The organism is Anabaena azotica FACHB-119 (assembly GCF_014697625.1).
In the GTDB taxonomy this organism is placed as follows: domain Bacteria; phylum Cyanobacteriota; class Cyanobacteriia; order Cyanobacteriales; family Nostocaceae; genus Trichormus; species Trichormus azoticus_A.
The window spans coordinates 65,984-83,675 of the sequence record NZ_JACJSG010000001.1 but is presented as its reverse complement, the minus strand read 5'-3'; the positions used below and the strand labels follow the sequence as shown (position 1 = coordinate 83,675).

The following is a 17,692-nucleotide window of genomic DNA, read 5'->3' as shown; positions in this document are numbered from 1 at the left end:
AACTATGTCTCAAAAAAACGAAACACTTATCCTTTTTTTCGCAAGTGTTCTGCCGATTGGCCTAATCGTTGCTGGTTTATGGCTTTTTAAAGATATATGGCAACCTAATTTAACTGATCATATTGGTAATAATCCATTAGTAAGCAAATGTAAAATATCATTGGCAGGAACATTTAATTATGGTGGTAGTACCAGTTGGGCCCCTATTCGTAAAGATGTAGACTCTGTATTGCAACAAAATTGCCCTAAGTTTATCTTACGCTATATCCAGCCCCCCACAGAAAACCCAGGAACAGGAACTGGGATTGAGATGTTAATTGCTAATCAGCTAGCTTTTGCCCAATCTTCTCGCTCACTAGAAGGCAAAGAGAATTTAGAAGCTAAAAACAAAGGTTTTAGTTTACAAGAAATTCCTGTGGCAATTGATGCAATTGTAATTGCAGTGAACCCCAAACTTAATATTCCTGGTTTAACTGTTAACCAAATCCAAGATATCTACACAGGTAAAATTACTAATTGGCAAGCAGTTGGCGGCCCCAATTTACCAATCACACCTATCACTCGCCCCAAACAAGCAGGCGGGACTGTAGAGTTTTTTGTGGAAAATGTATTAAAAAAAGCCAGTTTCGGTGAAAATATTAGCTATGTAGGCACAACTACAGAAGCATTAAGAAAAGTAACTAACACTGATGGGGCTATTTACTATGCTTCTGCGCCAGAGGTAGTTCCTCAATGTACTATTAAAACGTTACCCATAGGTCGCAATAGTCAGCAATTTATTGTGCCATATAAGGAACCTTATGTACCTCTATCCCAATGTCCTAATCAACGTAATCAACTAAATACTGCGGTTTTTCGTAATGGCGACTATCCCATTACCCGTAATCTATTTGTGATTGTCAAGAAAAACGGTGAAATAGATGAGCAAGCAGGAACAGCTTATGCTAATTGGCTATTAACCAACCAGGGACAAGAATTGCTAGAAAAAGCAGGATTTATCAGAATTAAGTAATTATAGAGTTTTTCGCTGAGATGCAGTCAAGATTTGCAGATAAAAGAGCTTAACTAAATAGGAAAATTCTCACCTAATCCTTATATCAACCTAACACCAAGATATATAGCAGTCGCCTTATAGATTAGGACATAATTCAATCTTCAAACTTTTACTTTCAAAGGCTTTTAACCCTGTCCCCTGTTCCCTGTCCCCTGCTATAAATTTAATTTCTGATATTTGGGATTAATAAATAACTATGTCTCAAAAAAACGAAACACTTATCCTTTTTTTAGCAAGTGTGATCCCGATTTGCTTAATCTTCAGTGGTTTATGGATTTTTAGAGATATATGGCAAACTAATTCAAATAATAATAACGCTAATATTACTGATAATAAAGTCCTAGCAAGCAGATGTGAAATCACAGTGGAAGGAACATTTAATTATGGTGGTAGTACTACCTGGGCCCCTATTCGTAAAGATGTAGACTCTGTATTGCAACAAAATTGCCCTAAGTTTAACTTACGCTATGTCCAGCCCCCAACGGGAAACCCAGGCTCAGGCACTGGGATTAAAATGTTAATTGATAATCAGCTTACCTTTTCCCAATCTTCTCGCTCAGTTAAAGCCGAAGAAAATGCACAAGCACAAGCAAAAGGTTTTAGTTTACAAGAAATTCCTGCGGCAATTGATGCAATTGTAGTCGCAGTTAACCCTAAACTTAATATTCCTGGTTTAACTGTTAATCAAATCCAAGGTATCTACACAGGTAAAATTACTAATTGGCAAGCAGTTGGTGGCCCCAATTTACCAATTACACCTATCACTCGCCCTAAAGAAGCAGGCGGTACTGTAGAGTTTTTTGTGGAAAATATCCTAGAAAAAGCTAGTTTCGGTGAAAATATTAGCTATATTGGCACAACTACAGAAGCACTGAGAAAAGTAGCTCGGATTGATGGGGCTATTTATTATGCTTCTGCGCCAGAGGTAGTACCTCAATGCACTGTTAAAACGTTACCCATAGGTCGTAATAGCCAGAATTTTATTGTGCCATATAAGGAACCCTACATACCTCTATCCCAATGTCCTAATCAGCGTAATCAACTGAATACTGTGGTTTTTCGTAATGGCGACTATCCCATTACCCGTAATCTGTTTGTGATTGTCAAGAAAAACGGTCAAATAGATGAGCAAGCAGGAACAGCTTATGCTAATTGGATATTAACAAATCAGGGACAACAATTGATAGAGAAGGCAGGATTTATCAGACTTAAATAATTAACAAATAATACTGACATAAAAAGTTACATATTTTTTTTGCTCAGGACTTACGCAACTGGCACTTGGGGTAGGGTGCGTCAGATGTGTAAAATCCACAGAATCTGTACAAAATTATTGTGGCTGACGCAGCCTACAGTTAGTTTAATTATGACTTACATAAAAAGTTACATATTTTTTATATAAAATTACCTAAAAATAATTAAAATTAGTTCATGTCGCAAAAGAATGAAACTACTGTTTTAGTAATATCTCTGCTGCTGACAGTGGGAATAGTAGGCGGTATTGCTTGGTGGTTTTTTGGCCAGGCTGGGAGAATTAAGGATGATATTTTCCCCCCACCATCAGCACCTGCTAATCAGCAGGAAATAAAAGCACGTCTGAGTTTTGGAGAAAAAACCCTAATTCCAGGTGAGATTACACCTGAGAAAAAAGCTGGGATTCAGGCTTTAGCTCAGGGAAATTATCAGCAAGCGATCGCCAACTTAGAAGCATCTCTAAAACGCAATCGGAACGACCCAGAAGCCCTGATATACTTAAATAATGCTCGGATTGCCAGTAGTAAAAGCTATACCATTTTTGTCTCCGTTCCAGCCAGCACTACCCCAAGCATCGCTTTAGAAATTTTACGTGGAGTTGCACAAGCCCAAAATGAGGTGAATCTGGGGAGCAAAATTCAAGGAGTCGCTTTAAAAGTAGGTATTGCTGATGATGAGAACCAACCAGAAACAGCTAAACAAATAGCCACTAGTTTAGTTAATAATTCTGAAGTCTTAGGTGTAGTCGGTCATTATGCTAGTGATGCTACCTTGGCAGCAGGTGATGTGTACAATTCAGGACAACTTGTAGCTATTTCTCCTACTAGCACATCTGTAAGAATTTCTAAACTTAGTCCTTATGTTTTTCGCACTGTTCCCAGTGATTTTGTTGCAGCAAGAACTTTAGCTAACTACATGACGAACAATTTAAAAAAACAAAATGTGGCTGTTTTTTTCAATTCTCAAAGTCAATATAGCCTGTCTTTAAAGAATGAATTTATTTCTTCTGTCGGTTTAGAAGGTGGACAAGTATCTAATGAATTTGATTTAGCTAATCCAGATTTTAGCGCCGCTAGAAGTTTGAACCAAGCGATGCAGCAAGGAGCGGAAGTCATCATGTTAGCGGCTGATGCTCAAACTTTAGATAAAGCTTTACAAGTAGTTCCAGTTAATCAAAAAAAATCTATTCTTTTAGGTGGAGATAGTCTTTACAACTTTAAAACTTTAGAAGTTGGTAGAGAGCAAGCTGTGGGAATGGTAGTAACTGTTCCTTGGCATATTACTAGCGATCGCAACGCCAGTTTTCCCCAAAAGTCGGGGCAGTTATGGGGGGCTGATGTCAACTGGCGGACAGCAATGGCTTATGATGCTACTGAAGCGCTCATTGCTGCTTTAAAACTTAACCCTACACGTGCTGGAGTACAGCAAGCTCTTTCCTCACCTGGCTTTTCTACCCCTGGTGCTGCTGGTGTAGTGCGGTTTTCTAGTTCAGGCGATCGCAATGCTCCAGTGCAATTGGTGAGAATAGTTACTGGTGGTCGCTCTGGTACTGGGTTTGACTTTGAGCAAATAAGCTCATCAGTATTGAAATGATACATTCCTCAGAGATAATTTGCCCGATGGCACAATCTGTTTGTGGTGGTCAAACAGATTGATGGGACTGAGCAGTAAGCGGGTGTTGCTGGCGACGACTTACTGCTGACTGATCGGGGGTAGGAACAAATTTGCGGAGCTTGACCACCAAACTGTACCGAAATCTGCTATTGCTGGTAGACAGAGCGGTAGTTCCTCACCGTAGATGCTCTATAAACAGTCAATTAAGCTTTAGCTAGCTCTGTTGATTGACTCTGCTGGCAAACAAATCAAATTATCCCCTTGAGTGAGGATTAAACCACGTTGACGCAATTTGCCCATCAAGCGGGTAACGGTGACACGAGTTGAACCGATAGCGCTGCCAATTTGGGCATGAGTCAGGGGGAACGGTAGACAGTAACCACGAATCACATCAGGATCAGTTTCGCTCATGGCTGGTTCTCCATATTCCTCAATCAACAAGGTGAGGAATCCTAAGAGTCTGTCAATTGTGCGCCGTTGACCCAAGGCACTGAGCCATAGCAATTTACGCTGATGTTGGTATCTGAAGGCATCCATGACTTCACGACGGAAGTGAGGCCAGTTGTCTAAATCGTGCCAGTACATCCACAGTACGGCGGTTTGATCAACGTGAGCGTAGGCTTGGAGCGTAAATGGAGACTGTGCAACAATTTCAAATGGCTGTCCCGCACCTACAAATCCCAAGAATGCTTCTTCTGGGGTTCTGTTGATCCGTCGAGATGTCAACTGACTGGCAGTAGCGCTGACCTGAGCGGTTCCTACCATGCGAATCGCGCCTCTTTGCACTAAATAGAGCAAACCCGGTCTGGCTGGAATGCGCTCATCTTTGCTAAAGGTGCGGCAGCGATAGTGTTCTTGGGCCCAGTCAAGAATGCGTTGCCAAGTCAAAAAAGGGCGTGATGCCTCAGAAAAGGAGGATGGAGATTGCATAGGTAACAAAGAGCGTTCGGCTGAAGACAAAGACGACATAAAAAGCTGCAAGGAGTGTCTTTGTGTTGTTTGAAGTAGGCATAACGCCTAACAGCGTCAGCCATCCAAAAAGTAGAGAGCTATTTGCGCCCTACTATTTTGTTATACTTCCTACTGTACAATGATGGTAGTAAAGTTTACATATTATTCATCGAATATTTATCAAATTTTATGGTATTCTCATTTTTCTCCGATCAAAATAATATTCTACCGCAAGGCAGATGACAAGCCCTCTGGTGTTTTATGAAACTTATTCTCCCATAAAAAACAAGTGTGTTGCAATCTGGCAGTAAGTAAATATACAGCTATCAAAGAGCTGATATATGGTTATTTACTAACATCCTGGGATAGATTTAACCATCATCAGCAACAGCAAAGCATAATAATAGAAGAATATCCTCTATATAAAGGTAGAGATGCTAAACGAGTTTTATATATTTCTGGGGTAGCTCTGCGGCTGTCAAAATCTCATAATTCAAATCCAATGGAGATAGCCGATATTATTACTTCTCACATAGCAGCTATCTGTCAAGAAAACTTGTTTGTGCGAATTGTTGCACCTGGATGGATTCATTTAGAGTTAACAGATGGTTTGTTAGCAACTTGGTTACAACATTTGACATCTATCGGTTTAGCGGAAATTGGGGAAAGCCAGGGCGTTGAAATTGTTAACCCTGCTCGATTATTTGCTATACAGTATGCTCATGCACGTTGCTGCTCGCTAATATTGTTAGCTCAACGTGAGGGATTAATTCAATTTAACGAACCGTTACCAGAGGATTGGCGATCGCGATCGCTGTTAAGTTTAGTTTCAGCGATGGAAATACCCTGGTTGAACAGTGAAAAACAACTGATTGTCAATCACCCAGCCGAAAGAAATTTAATTTCTCAGTTAATAGGAGCAGTAGATACCTTGATATTTCCCAATGATCATCAGGGGATGAATTGGGAAAAACTAGGGCTAGATATAAGTCAGGCTTTTGAAGAGTTTTGGAGTCAGTGTCAGATTTGGGGTGAAGTCAAAACTAACTTTCCCGAACTAACCCAAGCCAGACTGAGATTATTGCTGGCTACCCAGATAGTCTTAAGGTCTTTATTGGTAACAAAACTGGGGAGCGTTGCGCCTTTTGAGCTTTAGGGAAGGGGGAAGGGGGAAAGGGGAAGGGGGAAAGGGGAAAGGGGAAAGGGGGACTAATGACTGATGACTATTGACTAATGACTAATGACTAATGACTAATGACTAATGACTAATGACTAATGACTAATGACTAATGACTAATGACAATGAAAACTTTTATAACTAGGTATTGACGGATTACCTAATGTCGTATATATTTTCAAGTGTGTGAGGAGCGAACCAGCAAGGACACCGAGACGAAACACGGCCAGTCGTCGGTGTCTTTCTGATTTTTAGGTGTTTTTGTTGGGTAAATTTGTTGACATCCCTTTCTCTACAAAAGAATTTACTCTACAAAAAGTAAAAAATTGGCTCGTAGGAATTATTAATTTTGTAGTTAATAAAAATTAACAAATAAGATTTAGGAAAGTAGGAATTTTTCCATCGCGACAGCTGCGCCATCTTCTTCAACGGTGGGGGCTACCCATTGGGCGATCGCTTGCACGCCATCAGGGGCGTTTCCCATAGCCACACCAATACCAGCATATTCCAACATTTCCACATCGTTGAAGTTGTCCCCAATGGTCATGACATCGGTGTTTTGGATTCCTAATAATTCTTCGGCTAGATAACGCACTGCATTACCTTTGTTGACGAAGGGATTTGTGGCTTCAAAAAAGGTAGCAACGGATGTTGTCAGATACAGTTCAGCAGGTGTGTATTGACTGCGTAATGTGCCTAAGAGGTTGGTGATGGCTTCTGTGTCGTCGCACAAGGCTAAAATTTTTGTGGGTTCGTTATCTAAAGTTTGGCGTAAATCACCGACGGCGATGGGTGTAATACCGGAACGTTGGGCGTAAATTGCTGTTTCTCTGGTGACTTCCCGCACATAGAGTTGATCATTTATATAGAAGTGGATGGAAAGAAGCGATCGCCACTGTGGTTGTTCAAAGTAATCTAATAATTGCTGGGCAGTTTTTCTAGCTAAAGGTAGATGCTGGTAAATCTTTTGGTTAGCTGGGTCTTGAATCCAAGCACCTTGATAAGCGGCTAAGGGTAAGGTAGAGTTAATTTCCTGATGAAAGCGCAGCGCTGAACGATACATTCGCCCAGTGGCGATCGCCACTTGAATACCTTTAGCTTGGACGGCGGCGATCGCTTCTTTGACACGCTGGCTAATTGTGTTAGACTCCCCAGAAATGGTTCCGTCTATATCTAGTACGAGTAATTTAGTCATTAGTCATTGGTAATTGGTAATTGGTAATTGGTAATTGGTGACTAGTTCATAGTCAACAGTCAACAGTCAACAGTCAACAATTTACCAATCTATTGGCAAACCCAACTGGTTTAGTGTGTCTCCATTTTGTAATAGGGGCTGAATATTGCTGTCTATTTGAATGCGTCCACTTGATAACACTAAAGCACGTTGAGTAACTTTTCCCAACCAGTTTAATTCATGGGATGCTATTAACATCACTTCTACTGGTAAATTTAGTAAAACTTGAGCTAAGTGTCGCCGCCATGCTGGATCAAGACCAGTGGTAGGTTCATCTAAAATGAGAATTGTCGGCTCTAATGCCAAGATAGCGGCTAAAGCAGCCAGTCTTCTTTGTCCTCCAGAAAGTTCGTGTGCTGAACGGTTGGCGTAGGCTTCTAGACCGAAATCAGCGAGTAACTGTCTTGCTTTGTCTGTAGCGATCGCGGGTGGTACGCCGTAATTCCTTGGCCCAAAGGTGATATCCTCTAGGATTGTCGGCATAAATAACTGGTCATTGGCATCTTGAAAAGCAAAGCCAATGTAGCGCCGGACTTGAGGAAGGGTTTGAGGCTCTAATGGGATACCATTAACCCAGATTTTTCCTGACTGTGGTTGTTTTAAGCCAATGAGGTTTTCTAATAAAGTACTTTTACCAGAACCAGTTGCACCCATCAACGCCACGCGATCGCCTGAATTTAAAGTAAATGAAAGATGGTGCAGGACTGGTTCTTGGCGAGGATAGGCGAAGACTAAATTTTGTACCTCAATCACACCCGTATGCGGATTACAGTTAGAGGGTTGGGGTTGGGAAGTTAAGGATGTCAAGGTAAATACTCTGTGTTGATAGTTGACAGTTGACTGGGGGAGATGGGGAGATGAATTATGGACTATGGACTGTTGATTAATTACCAATTACCCATTACCAATTACCAATTACTCATAGGTAAGAAGTTAGGGTGAAAGAAGTTGCGATCGCCCAGGCGAATATGAGTAGGAAGCGTTCTTTGAGTCTGAAGGTGGAATCGATGGGTAATGTTCCGTTGTAGCCGCGAATGATCATGGCGGCGTTAACTCGTTCTGCTCTTTCTAGGGTACGGATGTACAAAGCGCCGATCATGGCTGCACTGGCGTAGCGTAGCCAGCCAGCAGCACCGTTGATTCCTCTTAATTGGGCGCTGCGCTGCATCCTTGTGACTTCGGCTAGTAAAATTTCTAAATATTGTCCAGCTAGCAGTAGGTTTTCTTTTAAGGCGGCGGGTACTGGTAAGCTTTTGAGGGCGATGCCGAAACTGTGGGGTGGTAAGGTCAATAAAAAGCTATTCATGACGACTAAACACACCAGAGAACGAACGAGTAAAAAACTCGCTTTTTCCCATCCCAAGGGTAAGGCTACGAGGGAGAGGAAGATTAACTCTGTACCTATCAATCCTCCTAATTTGGGTAAGGATACGCGCAATAATGCTACCCAAATTAAGGCGATCGCACCATACCCAGCCAACCAATACCAAGAGTTGTGCTTTAATAAAGCTGCCCCGACAACAATTACTAGGGATAGATGCAAACGTAAGGGCAAAGCCATTTTAAGCATTCTTTGTTCTCACTACTTGGGCAATTCCAAAGGCGACAGCGAAGCACACCGCCGATCCTACGAGTCCAGCAATACTTGTACCAATTGGCCCTAAACCTGGAATTTCGTAGTCTGCTAAGGGTGTGGGTACAGCTATTCTCACTTGTTCACCAAGTTTGATAAAACCTGCGTTTTCTGCCACTTTTTCTAAGCCGTCTGGCCAGGCTGAGGCGACAAGTGATAGCACACCAGCCACTAACACAATGCTAACTACTGGTACTAACCAACCGCGAAATTTTTGTTGTTCTCCAGGGAGTAAATCTGGTCTTGCTGTGGCTAGGTAAGTCAGGACACCGCCTGTAATTAAGCCTTCACCTACACCAATCAAGATATGAATACCTGTCATAGCTGGTAAAACTATGCCTATGGGTGCAGTTCCTGAAAGGGCTAACTCGATAGCGCAAGCTATGGCTGCGACTACTACACTTACGCCAGCCGCGATCCCCGCAGCCAAGGGTAAGCGTCCTTTGGAACCGCCAAATAAACGTTGCAAGGTTTGGGTTAACATCCAACCTACCCAAACTCCCACAAATGCCATATTGAAAATATTGGCTCCTAACGCGGTGATCCCTCCGTCGGCAAATAATACGGCTTGGATAATTAAAACTGTGGCGATGCACAACATCCCTGCCCAAGGGCTACCTAACATGATCGCGGCTAAGGTTCCGCCTAGCAAGTGTCCACTGGTTCCCCCTGCTACTGGGAAGTTAATCATTTGAGCAGCAAAAATAAATGCAGTGGTTAATCCGAGTATGGGGGCGCGACGTACACCAAATGCTGCTTGCGATCGCGCACTTGCAAATAATAGTCCTGCCAAACTTACCAAACCCGTTGCGCCTGCCACTGGCACAGACACAAATCCATCAGGAATGTGCATGATTTTCCCCGTAACTAACTTTTTATTTTACTCAACTAAAAATAATTTAATTTAGGCATCAAACTACTAAAAAACACTATTTTTCTTTCGTTTTCAATGCCCCTCTAGGGGATTTTAAACCCTGATTTAGAAAGAAAGATAATAAAAAAATATGCAAATATTTTACTTATTTAGCAAGATATTAATTTTTATTTAGTTGATTTTTAAACAGAGCTTCTATGGTGAACAAAACAGTTCTTTGCTGGACACAACAATGTCATCTCTCTCAGGACTTATATCTAATTGAGATTAAGTTTATATCTTTAGGTTATGGGGAATATAAAGGGTCAATAATTTATAATTCGTCTTAACAGAATATATTAAGTATTTTTTGCCGGAACCTTTCTAAACTTGTCCCTTCTGTTGCTAATCCTTCATTTATCAGGATTTCATATATTAGCGGTAAGCCCAACTGTAAATTTTTCAGAATATCTCTTTGCGAAAAGACATCTTGGGGCGTTCCTTCTAAAATGAGTCTTCCTTCATCCATAACAAAAATCCAGTCTGCCCAACAATAAACTAAATCTAGGTCATGACTAGCCATAACTATTGTTGTCCCAGAGTCATGGATTTTTTTCAGAAGTGCCATTAAGTTACGGCTTTGGGGTCTATCTAAATAGGCTGTTGGTTCATCTAATAATAGTAATTCTGGTCTTAAAACCATGACATCAGCTAAAGAAACGCGCTTTTTTTGTCCTAAACTTAAGTGATGTACTGGTCTTTCGGCTAATTCAGTTAGTTCAAACTCTACTAAGGCTTGGGAAACTCGTTGTTGAATCTCTGCTATTGGTAATCCGAAATTACACAACCCATAGGAAATATCTTCTTCAACGGTAGAGGCTACTAACTGCTGTTCTGGATCTTGGAAAACTAAACCAACTTTTTGGCGTAGCTTCATCAAGGATTTCCGGTCATATTGCAGAGGTTTATCTTGCCAAGATACTATCCCTCTTTGGGGTTTATATAACCCATTAGCTAGGGAAAATAAAGTAGTTTTACCACAACCATTTTTCCCGATTAAGGCACATCTTTTATTTTGGGGAATGCGTAGGGTTATTCCATTTAAGGCAGATTTTTTTGCGCCTGGGTATGTATAGTATATTTGTTCAAATGTGAGTAATGATTGCTGCATTTTATATAAAATAGAGGGAAAATAAAATTATTGTTTCTCCTTTTCTGTGTCTCCGTGGTTTATTTTTTACCACAGATTCACAGAGGCACAGAGTTAAAAGGTTATTGATTGATTTTTCACTTTGATATTAGTAAGAAATTTTTATCTTATATCAGTTATCAGTTCTGACTGCGGATGGTGGGTGATAAAGAAGCGCCATCCTAAGCTTTCCAGCAATTGTTATGGTATTTCACTTTCATATTTAACTGATAACTGATAACTGTTAACTGATAACTGTTAACTGTTAAAAATATATATTCCATTCTAATTCTATTAACATGAGACATCCAATAATAGCTTCTACAGCATAGCGTTTGGATACATGATAGCGGGCAGGATGCCAAACTTGAAATTCTCCGTTAAAGCCGCGTGATTCTAAACTTAAGGAAACTTGCCGATATTTTTGTAGAGTGCGTTGGAACAATTGACCTACTAATAATGATAAACTTTTCATGCTGAGGCTAAATGTAGAGTAGCCATTACGAGCTTGTTGGGCAGTCCATAATTCTGAGGCTGTATTTAGCAGGACGAAAATAAACCGATACATCAGCAATAACAAATCTGTGATGAGTGCAGGGAAGCCGAAGCGCCTGAAGGTTTGCAGTAAGTCGGTAAAGGGAATGGTTAACATGACAAAATATAAGCAAGAAATAGAGGCGATCGCTCGCGTAAAAATCTGCCATACTTGCACAATGCCATGATTGCTGATATATAAATAATAAGAGGCAATATTAATACCAAATATCGCATCATTTTGTACTAAACTTACATCAGAAGACGCTACAGCATTAATTACTAAAGCTGGGACGCTAGTTAACCAAAAAAGTCCGGCAATATAGATTAATTGCAGATAAATTTTTGTGGGAATACCTGCGTAAAAAATTGTCCAGATACTCACCCAAACGGCGATGAGGATTTGCACCACGGGATGGGCAAAAGCTGTGATAATTAAAAGAGCGATCGCAAACAACAATTTCTGCTCTGGTGCTAATCGTCGCAATTTATTTGTATAAGCAAGCGTATCAATCTGCATCTTCATGATGATTTCGCCGTTCTGTTCTACCTTTAGATAAACCAATTAAATAACCTAGCACCCCTGCACCTAAAGCCGCCTGGGAAGCAAACAAAAAGGTTTGGACTTCGCAGCTTGGTACTTGCATTAGTGGTTGAAACCAAGGTTTATATCCTGGTTGTACCTCAGTCACAGCTTTGGCTGCTTTGTCATCAGCACCAGCAAATTCAGCATTACGCGCAATTACCAATGGTAAAGCTGAGAGAATTACCACTCCTCCCAGCAACAGCCAGTTACTTATGCCTTTTTTAGATTTATTCATAGTTATCAGTTATCAGTTATCAGTTATCAGTTATCAGTTATCAGTTATCAGTTATCAGTTGACAGTTATCAGTTGACAGTTGACAGTTATCAGTTATCAGTTATCAGTTGACAGTTATCAGTTATCAGTTGACAGTTAACTTTGCACTGTTGCAAGAGTCTACTGTTCACTGTTTACTGATAACTGTTCACTTTTGAGTGGCTTAATTAGTTGTAATATTTCCAATTCTTGAGGAGTATAAGATTGTAACCAGTTCCATACCAGCACTGTCAATAATCCTTCACTGATTGCTAAGGGTATTTGGGTGATGGCGAAAATGCCGGCGAACTTGACAAATGATGCAATAAACCCACCTACAGGTGCAGGAAAAGCTAAAGCGAGTTGCACAGAGGTAATTATGTATGTAAGTAAATCTGCTAAAGCGGCGGCTAGAAAGATGGCGATTTTTTGCTTACCAGTGAGCTGCATTGTGAGATTATATATCCAGTAAGCGGCAATAGGCCCAGCGATCGCCATTGAAAAAGCATTAGCCCCTAGTGTTGTTAAGCCACCATGCGCCAATAGCAAAGCCTGGAATAGTAAGACTAAACTACCCAGCACCGACATTGCCAAAGGCCCAAACAACACAGCCCCTAACCCTGTACCTGTGGGGTGAGCGCAACTTCCTGTTACCGAAGGCATCTTTAAAGCGGATAATACGAAAGTGAAAGCCCCCGCCAATGCTAACAGTAATTTTAATTCGGGGTTGGCTTTGGTGATGCGAGTGAGCGATCGCAATCCTAAAACCATGAACGGTAACGCTACTATCCACCAAAAAATCGCCCAACCTACTGGAAGGTAGCCTTCCATAATGTGCATTCCATAAGCAGGAGCGGATGCGCTCACAACTGCGTAAAAGCTAAGAATTCCGATGAAAATGAGCGATAGGCGTTTAAATTTGAGAAATTTTCTCGACACCTTTGAGACTCCGCAAAATATATTTAACGTATCAGTGTAAATCGGTTAACGCCCTGACAAACAGTTAAAAATTAAAATTTAAAGATTCAGGCTATAGCTTACTAACTTTAGTAATTTTTGGCTACTGTTGCGGTGTCACTAATGGTTGATGTTTTTTTACGCTGAGGTTTTAGGAGAGCGTTTTATATAAAATTTGTCAAGAAGCATAGGGGAGGAGTTAAGATATAATACGCTTTGATAAATAAAAGTACTGAAAGTTACTCATTTTTCACAGCAGTATTCAGGAAATTTTTGCGGCTAAATTCCCTAAATTCAAGCTTCAGAGATATTTGAAAATTATTGACAATAATTATTGATTCCGATAATATACACAACTGTAGTTGCAAATTATTTGCAACTTTGCTTTATTGCTGGTTGAATGTCATGCCCCTGAATTTTTCGCTGGGTAAGAAAGAACTGTTGAGTCGTCGCCAATTGCTGAAACTGGGTGTAGGTGGTGCTGGCGTAGCAGGTGCGGCGGTGCTGTGGAAGACGTTGAACTCACAGAGTAAGTCTATTGTGAAAGTGCCGCAAATGGTGATGGATGCACCTAATGATGTGGCTCAACCCATGCGGATGTTGAGAGAGTTTGATTATGGGACGCTAAAAAGGGAAAATGGGCGAACTATTCGCGAGTTTCAACTAACTGCGGGTACTTCGGTTATTCAGCTGAATACTGCTGTATCTTACAACATCTGGGATCTTAATGGTCGCATACCGGGGCCGACGCTAAGAGCAAAACAAGGCGATCGCATCCGCGTATTGTTTCATAACCAAGCTGGACATTCCCACTCGCTGCATTTTCATGGTGTACATCCAGCTGAAATGGATGGAGTACGTCCTGTAAGTAACAGTAGCGCCACAATTTACGAATTCGACGCGGAACCCTACGGTGTTCATTTGTACCACTGCCATATTGAACCTGTGACTCGTCACATAGCCAAGGGTTTATATGGAATGTTTATCATCGATCCGCCGACACCCCGTCCCCCGGCTGATGAGATCGTGCTGGTGATGGCTGGCTATGATATTAACGATGATAACCGGAATGAGTTTTACGCTTTCAACGGATTACCCCATCACTACATGGATAATCCGATCCAAATTTATCAAAATCAGTTAGTGCGGTTGTATGTGCTTAACATCATCGAATTTGATCCGGCTGTAACATTTCACCTCCACGCCAACTTCTTTGATGTATATAGATATGGCATGAGTATGAAAGCCAGTGAGAAAACCGATGTCTTGACGATGGGAGTTGCGGAAAGACATATCCTAGAGTTTGCGTTTCGCTATCCGGGTAAGTATATGTTCCATCCTCATCAAGATGCGATCGCTGAAAATGGCTGCATGGGTCAATTTGAGGTTGTTGCCAATAATCCTCAAAACTCTTCTACTTGATAGCCTTTAATTATATCAATTAAATAATAAATAATCTCATTTATCTTTGAGAAGAGATTGTCATGAATACATAGTTATGAAATCTGCCGGATTGACAACTCTCAAGAAACACAACTATTCTCTATTTTCTGTCACCTGTCACCTGTAACCTGTCACCTGTGTTTTTTGAGAGACAAGGAGTTAAACCGATTTTAGTGAGAGATTTAGCAAGATAAATATCGTTAAGTTTCACTTAAAAACTTCCGCCATAGTTGATATTAACTGTCATTTATGGTAAAAATTCATATTATCTATTGCCAAAATATATCAAACTTTACTCTCAGCAATAGCTCAAACACCTAGTAATTTCTAACTTTCCCTTCCCTAGAGACAGAAAAATGCTTAAACCTCGATATATATGCTTGGCTGTGGCTGCTTGTTTTATAGTTTCCCTAAGTTCTTGTACCGGAGGAACCCCAACAGCAGACAATTCACAATCTGGTACTACTAACTCCAATACTCAGACGACGGAAACTGTCAGTCATAGTGGACATGGTAATCAAGCAAAAATCAATATCAACAGTGCTATATTGTCTCAATTGGATAAGTTTGAAGCTAAGTTAGGTGTCCCAGCGTTATCAAATAAAATTCAAGCTGGTCGTCCTTACGGTAGTCCAGAGGATTTAGTGACAAAGAAAGTAGTAACTCAGGAACAGTTCGACCAAATTAAAGACATGGTGACTGTGCAAGAGGTGGTGTTAACAGGTGAAGCCAAAGATGTTGATTACATGACAAAACTGGGCTTGATGGAAGGACATCTTTTAGTAGCACAAGAACTACTTGAGCAAAATCAGCCCAAACAAGCAGAACCCCACATCGGACACCCGGTGGAAGAGATTTATGTTGATGTGGAAGATCAGTTAAATGAGCGCAAGGTGAAGGAATTTAAAACAACTTTGGAGAGTTTGCAAGATTTGGTCAAATCTCAACCAAAAGATGCCAAAGTTAAAACTAATTTTACTGCTTCAGTACAATCAGTTGATAGTGCGATCGCCGCTTTACCAGAAGCCCAACGCAACAAACCCGCATTTGTCTTGCAAGTAGTCAACGGCTTGTTAGATGCAGCTAACTCCGAATACGGCGCTGCGATCGCCGATGGTAAAATTACTGCTGCTATTGAATATCAGGACTCTCGCGGCTTTGTTTTCTACGCCGACAAACTCTATCAAGGGATTTCTTCTCAATTAGCACAAACCAACCCCGAAACCCACAAAGCCATACAAACCAGTTTTACTGAACTCAAAAAAGTCTGGCCAGCCGTCATCCCTCCCGCCACACCAGTTAAAACCACCCAAGAAGTGACCAAACTCATCAAAGATATTGAAGCAAACTCTCAAAAAGTGATTGATAAATCAAGTACACAAGCGCAAAAATAGCTTATTCCTCGCTTGGAGACGGAAACTCACAAGTTTAAAATAAATGGGGAGTAAGGTTGTCATAGCAGTTGCCACATAGATGAGGACATAGAGTCATCATAAAACCCTCAAAGAAAAGGGTTTTCATCCTGTTCCCTATACCCTGTTGCCTATCCCCTGCCATAAAAGTTAAAAGTGAACATTATTTACTCATTTAACACCTGTAACCTTTTACGAGGCGTGATGCGTAAAGCAAGCGTACTTCAGTCGGGGGATATAAGCGAACAGGACAAATTTATTTGTCCTTAATACTTATAAAGCGCACATACGATTTATAATAGTAGAGGAGGTGATGACAACTGTTTAATCTGACATACGAATTTAAATTAAAGCCAACCCATGCACAGACTCAGACGTTTGAAGACTGGCTAGAAATTAATCGCCTTGTCTACAACTATGCCTTAGCTGAACGCAAGGATTGGTACTTATCGCGCAGTTGTCAGATTAACACTTGCTCACTCAAGCACGAATACATCATTCCTGCCGACACACCCCGCCCCACCTACGCCAGTCAGTGCAAAGCGTTAACTACCGCCAAAAAAGAGTTTCCCGAACTTAAAAAAGTACAGTCTCAAGTATTGCAGCAAACATTAAAGCGTCTAGAAGTCGCATTTGTGGCTATGTGGGAGAGAAATCACGGTTTCCCCCGATTCAAAAAATCGGGACGGATGCGGTCTTTTGTGTTCCCACAGATGCAAGGTGAAAGGCTGAAGCCAGGAATGGTTAATTTGCCCGTGATTGGATGGGTTAAATTCCGACAATCAAGGGAGATACCTAATGGTGGCGTAGTCAAGCAAGCCCGTGTGGTCAAGCGTGTTTCTGGATGGTACGTGATGCTAACAGTTCAATGGGATGTGTCTGTACCATCATCAACACCACATGGGGAAGGCGTGGGAATTGATGTAGGGTTAACAAGTTTTATTGCCACTTCTAATGGGCTAACCGTCAAGCGTCCAAGGTTTTTTGGAGATGCTGAACGCAAGCTTAAATTGCTGCAACAGCGTGTTTCCAGAAAGCGACTAGGTTCAAAAAATTGGCACAAAGCCCAGAAGAAGGTAGCTTCATTGCATGAGTACGTCGCTAATTGTCGTAAGGACTGGCATAGGAAACTGTCTTACCAAGTCTGCAACAATGCCGGAATGGTATTTGTTGAAGATTTAAACCTAGTCGGGCTATCCCGTGGGATGTTAGGCAAACATTGTTTAGATGCAGGATGGGGTCAATTCTTCAATATCTTAGAGCAAGCCTGCTTTAAGCGTGGTGTCTATTTCCAAAAAGTAGACAGCCGTAAAACCAGCCAGATTTGTCCTAACTGTGGTGTCGAGACAGGTAAAAAAGAGTTATCAGAACGTACTCATGCTTGTTCAAATTGCGGCTATACCACTGATAGAGATGTGGCGGCCGCACAGGTAGTTCTAATTAGGGGACTTGCAGCCGTAGGGCATACGGTCAAGATGCTTGCCGAGGGTAAATTCGTTGGAATCCCTGTGAAGCAAGAATCCCCGAATTTCTAATTCGGGGAGTGTC

General features: G+C 41.2%; 16 protein-coding genes. 7 read left to right on the top strand and 9 right to left on the bottom strand.

Going from position 1 to position 17,692, the window contains the following annotated elements; genetic code table 11:
- Positions 1-4 precede the first annotated feature (4 nt).
- The 3 genes from H6G83_RS00365 (at position 5) to H6G83_RS00355 (ending at position 3,901) form a co-directional block, all read left to right on the top strand.
- Positions 5-1,012: a PstS family phosphate ABC transporter substrate-binding protein gene (locus H6G83_RS00365; protein ID WP_190465477.1), complete on the top strand. Its 1,008-nt coding sequence runs from the start codon at positions 5-7 to the stop codon at positions 1,010-1,012.
- A 238-nt stretch (positions 1,013-1,250) separates the two neighbouring features.
- On the top strand, positions 1,251-2,270 hold the full coding sequence (locus tag H6G83_RS00360; protein WP_190465475.1) for a PstS family phosphate ABC transporter substrate-binding protein: 1,020 nt from the start codon (positions 1,251-1,253) through the stop codon (positions 2,268-2,270).
- A 215-nt stretch (positions 2,271-2,485) separates the two neighbouring features.
- Complete coding sequence (locus H6G83_RS00355; protein WP_190465473.1) at positions 2,486-3,901, top strand: ABC transporter substrate-binding protein; 1,416 nt, start codon at positions 2,486-2,488, stop codon at positions 3,899-3,901.
- A 231-nt stretch (positions 3,902-4,132) separates the two neighbouring features.
- Here H6G83_RS00355 and H6G83_RS00350 read toward each other — a convergent pair whose 3' ends face one another.
- On the bottom strand, positions 4,133-4,891 hold the full coding sequence (locus H6G83_RS00350; RefSeq protein WP_015137174.1) for a Crp/Fnr family transcriptional regulator: 759 nt from the start codon (positions 4,889-4,891) through the stop codon (positions 4,133-4,135).
- 271 nt (positions 4,892-5,162) lie between these two features.
- Between H6G83_RS00350 and H6G83_RS00345 the strand changes: the two genes are divergently transcribed.
- A complete protein-coding gene (locus H6G83_RS00345; protein WP_190465470.1) occupies positions 5,163-6,029 on the top strand; it encodes a DALR anticodon-binding domain-containing protein in 867 nt (288 codons plus the stop codon).
- 400 nt (positions 6,030-6,429) lie between these two features.
- Here the strand turns inward: H6G83_RS00345 and H6G83_RS00340 are convergent, their stop codons facing one another.
- From H6G83_RS00340 to H6G83_RS00305, 8 genes are all read right to left on the bottom strand, one after another.
- Positions 6,430-7,245, bottom strand: coding sequence for a Cof-type HAD-IIB family hydrolase (locus tag H6G83_RS00340; protein WP_190465468.1), 816 nt, complete (start codon positions 7,243-7,245; stop codon positions 6,430-6,432).
- Positions 7,246-7,326: 81 nt separating this feature from the next.
- A complete protein-coding gene (locus H6G83_RS00335) occupies positions 7,327-8,091 on the bottom strand; it encodes an energy-coupling factor ABC transporter ATP-binding protein (RefSeq protein ID WP_190465466.1) in 765 nt (254 codons plus the stop codon).
- A gap of 112 nt (positions 8,092-8,203) precedes the next feature.
- Positions 8,204-8,854 (bottom strand): energy-coupling factor transporter transmembrane component T family protein, encoded by a 651-nt coding sequence (locus H6G83_RS00330; RefSeq protein ID WP_190465465.1) that lies wholly within the window; start codon positions 8,852-8,854, stop codon positions 8,204-8,206.
- Positions 8,847-9,770 (bottom strand): energy-coupling factor ABC transporter permease, encoded by a 924-nt coding sequence (locus H6G83_RS00325; RefSeq protein WP_190465464.1) that lies wholly within the window; start codon positions 9,768-9,770, stop codon positions 8,847-8,849. The genes H6G83_RS00330 and H6G83_RS00325 overlap by 8 nt, the downstream gene beginning before the upstream one ends.
- A gap of 346 nt (positions 9,771-10,116) precedes the next feature.
- The gene (locus H6G83_RS00320; protein WP_190465463.1) at positions 10,117-10,941 is read right to left on the bottom strand and encodes an energy-coupling factor ABC transporter ATP-binding protein; all 825 of its coding nucleotides are present in this window, start codon (positions 10,939-10,941) and stop codon (positions 10,117-10,119) included.
- 283 nt (positions 10,942-11,224) lie between these two features.
- Complete coding sequence (gene cbiQ, locus H6G83_RS00315; protein ID WP_190465462.1) at positions 11,225-12,019, bottom strand: cobalt ECF transporter T component CbiQ; 795 nt, start codon at positions 12,017-12,019, stop codon at positions 11,225-11,227.
- Positions 12,003-12,314 (bottom strand): energy-coupling factor ABC transporter substrate-binding protein, encoded by a 312-nt coding sequence (locus H6G83_RS00310; RefSeq protein WP_190465460.1) that lies wholly within the window; start codon positions 12,312-12,314, stop codon positions 12,003-12,005. Before H6G83_RS00310 ends, cbiQ begins: the two co-directional genes overlap by 17 nt.
- Positions 12,315-12,473: 159 nt before the next feature.
- A complete protein-coding gene (locus H6G83_RS00305) occupies positions 12,474-13,172 on the bottom strand; it encodes an energy-coupling factor ABC transporter permease (RefSeq protein WP_190465859.1) in 699 nt (232 codons plus the stop codon).
- 522 nt (positions 13,173-13,694) lie between these two features.
- Here H6G83_RS00305 and H6G83_RS00300 point away from each other — a divergent pair.
- The 3 genes from H6G83_RS00300 (at position 13,695) to H6G83_RS00290 (ending at position 17,679) form a co-directional block, all read left to right on the top strand.
- Entirely contained in the window at positions 13,695-14,711 is a 1,017-nt protein-coding gene (locus tag H6G83_RS00300; RefSeq protein WP_190465458.1) for a multicopper oxidase domain-containing protein, read from the top strand.
- Between the two features lie 377 nt (positions 14,712-15,088).
- Positions 15,089-16,126: a helix-hairpin-helix domain-containing protein gene (locus H6G83_RS00295; protein WP_190465456.1), complete on the top strand. Its 1,038-nt coding sequence runs from the start codon at positions 15,089-15,091 to the stop codon at positions 16,124-16,126.
- A gap of 338 nt (positions 16,127-16,464) precedes the next feature.
- A complete protein-coding gene (locus H6G83_RS00290) occupies positions 16,465-17,679 on the top strand; it encodes an RNA-guided endonuclease InsQ/TnpB family protein (RefSeq protein ID WP_190465856.1) in 1,215 nt (404 codons plus the stop codon).
- Positions 17,680-17,692 lie beyond the last annotated feature (13 nt).

Bases quoted from the DNA above. Each gene is read 5' to 3' on its own strand.
- H6G83_RS00365 (WP_190465477.1), top strand. From the start codon at position 5: ATGTCTCAAAAAAACGAAACACTTATCCTTTTTTTCGCAAGTGTTCTG.
- H6G83_RS00360 (WP_190465475.1), top strand. From the start codon at position 1,251: ATGTCTCAAAAAAACGAAACACTTATCCTTTTTTTAGCAAGTGTGATC.
- H6G83_RS00355 (WP_190465473.1), top strand. From the start codon at position 2,486: ATGTCGCAAAAGAATGAAACTACTGTTTTAGTAATATCTCTGCTGCTG.
- H6G83_RS00350 (WP_015137174.1), bottom strand. From the start codon at position 4,891: ATGTCGTCTTTGTCTTCAGCCGAACGCTCTTTGTTACCTATGCAATCT.
- H6G83_RS00340 (WP_190465468.1), bottom strand. From the start codon at position 7,245: ATGACTAAATTACTCGTACTAGATATAGACGGAACCATTTCTGGGGAG.
- H6G83_RS00330 (WP_190465465.1), bottom strand. From the start codon at position 8,854: ATGCTTAAAATGGCTTTGCCCTTACGTTTGCATCTATCCCTAGTAATT.
- H6G83_RS00325 (WP_190465464.1), bottom strand. From the start codon at position 9,770: ATGCACATTCCTGATGGATTTGTGTCTGTGCCAGTGGCAGGCGCAACG.
- H6G83_RS00320 (WP_190465463.1), bottom strand. From the start codon at position 10,941: ATGCAGCAATCATTACTCACATTTGAACAAATATACTATACATACCCA.
- cbiQ (WP_190465462.1), bottom strand. From the start codon at position 12,019: ATGAAGATGCAGATTGATACGCTTGCTTATACAAATAAATTGCGACGA.
- H6G83_RS00310 (WP_190465460.1), bottom strand. From the start codon at position 12,314: ATGAATAAATCTAAAAAAGGCATAAGTAACTGGCTGTTGCTGGGAGGA.
- H6G83_RS00305 (WP_190465859.1), bottom strand. From the start codon at position 13,172: ATGCACATTATGGAAGGCTACCTTCCAGTAGGTTGGGCGATTTTTTGG.
- H6G83_RS00300 (WP_190465458.1), top strand. From the start codon at position 13,695: ATGCCCCTGAATTTTTCGCTGGGTAAGAAAGAACTGTTGAGTCGTCGC.
- H6G83_RS00295 (WP_190465456.1), top strand. From the start codon at position 15,089: ATGCTTAAACCTCGATATATATGCTTGGCTGTGGCTGCTTGTTTTATA.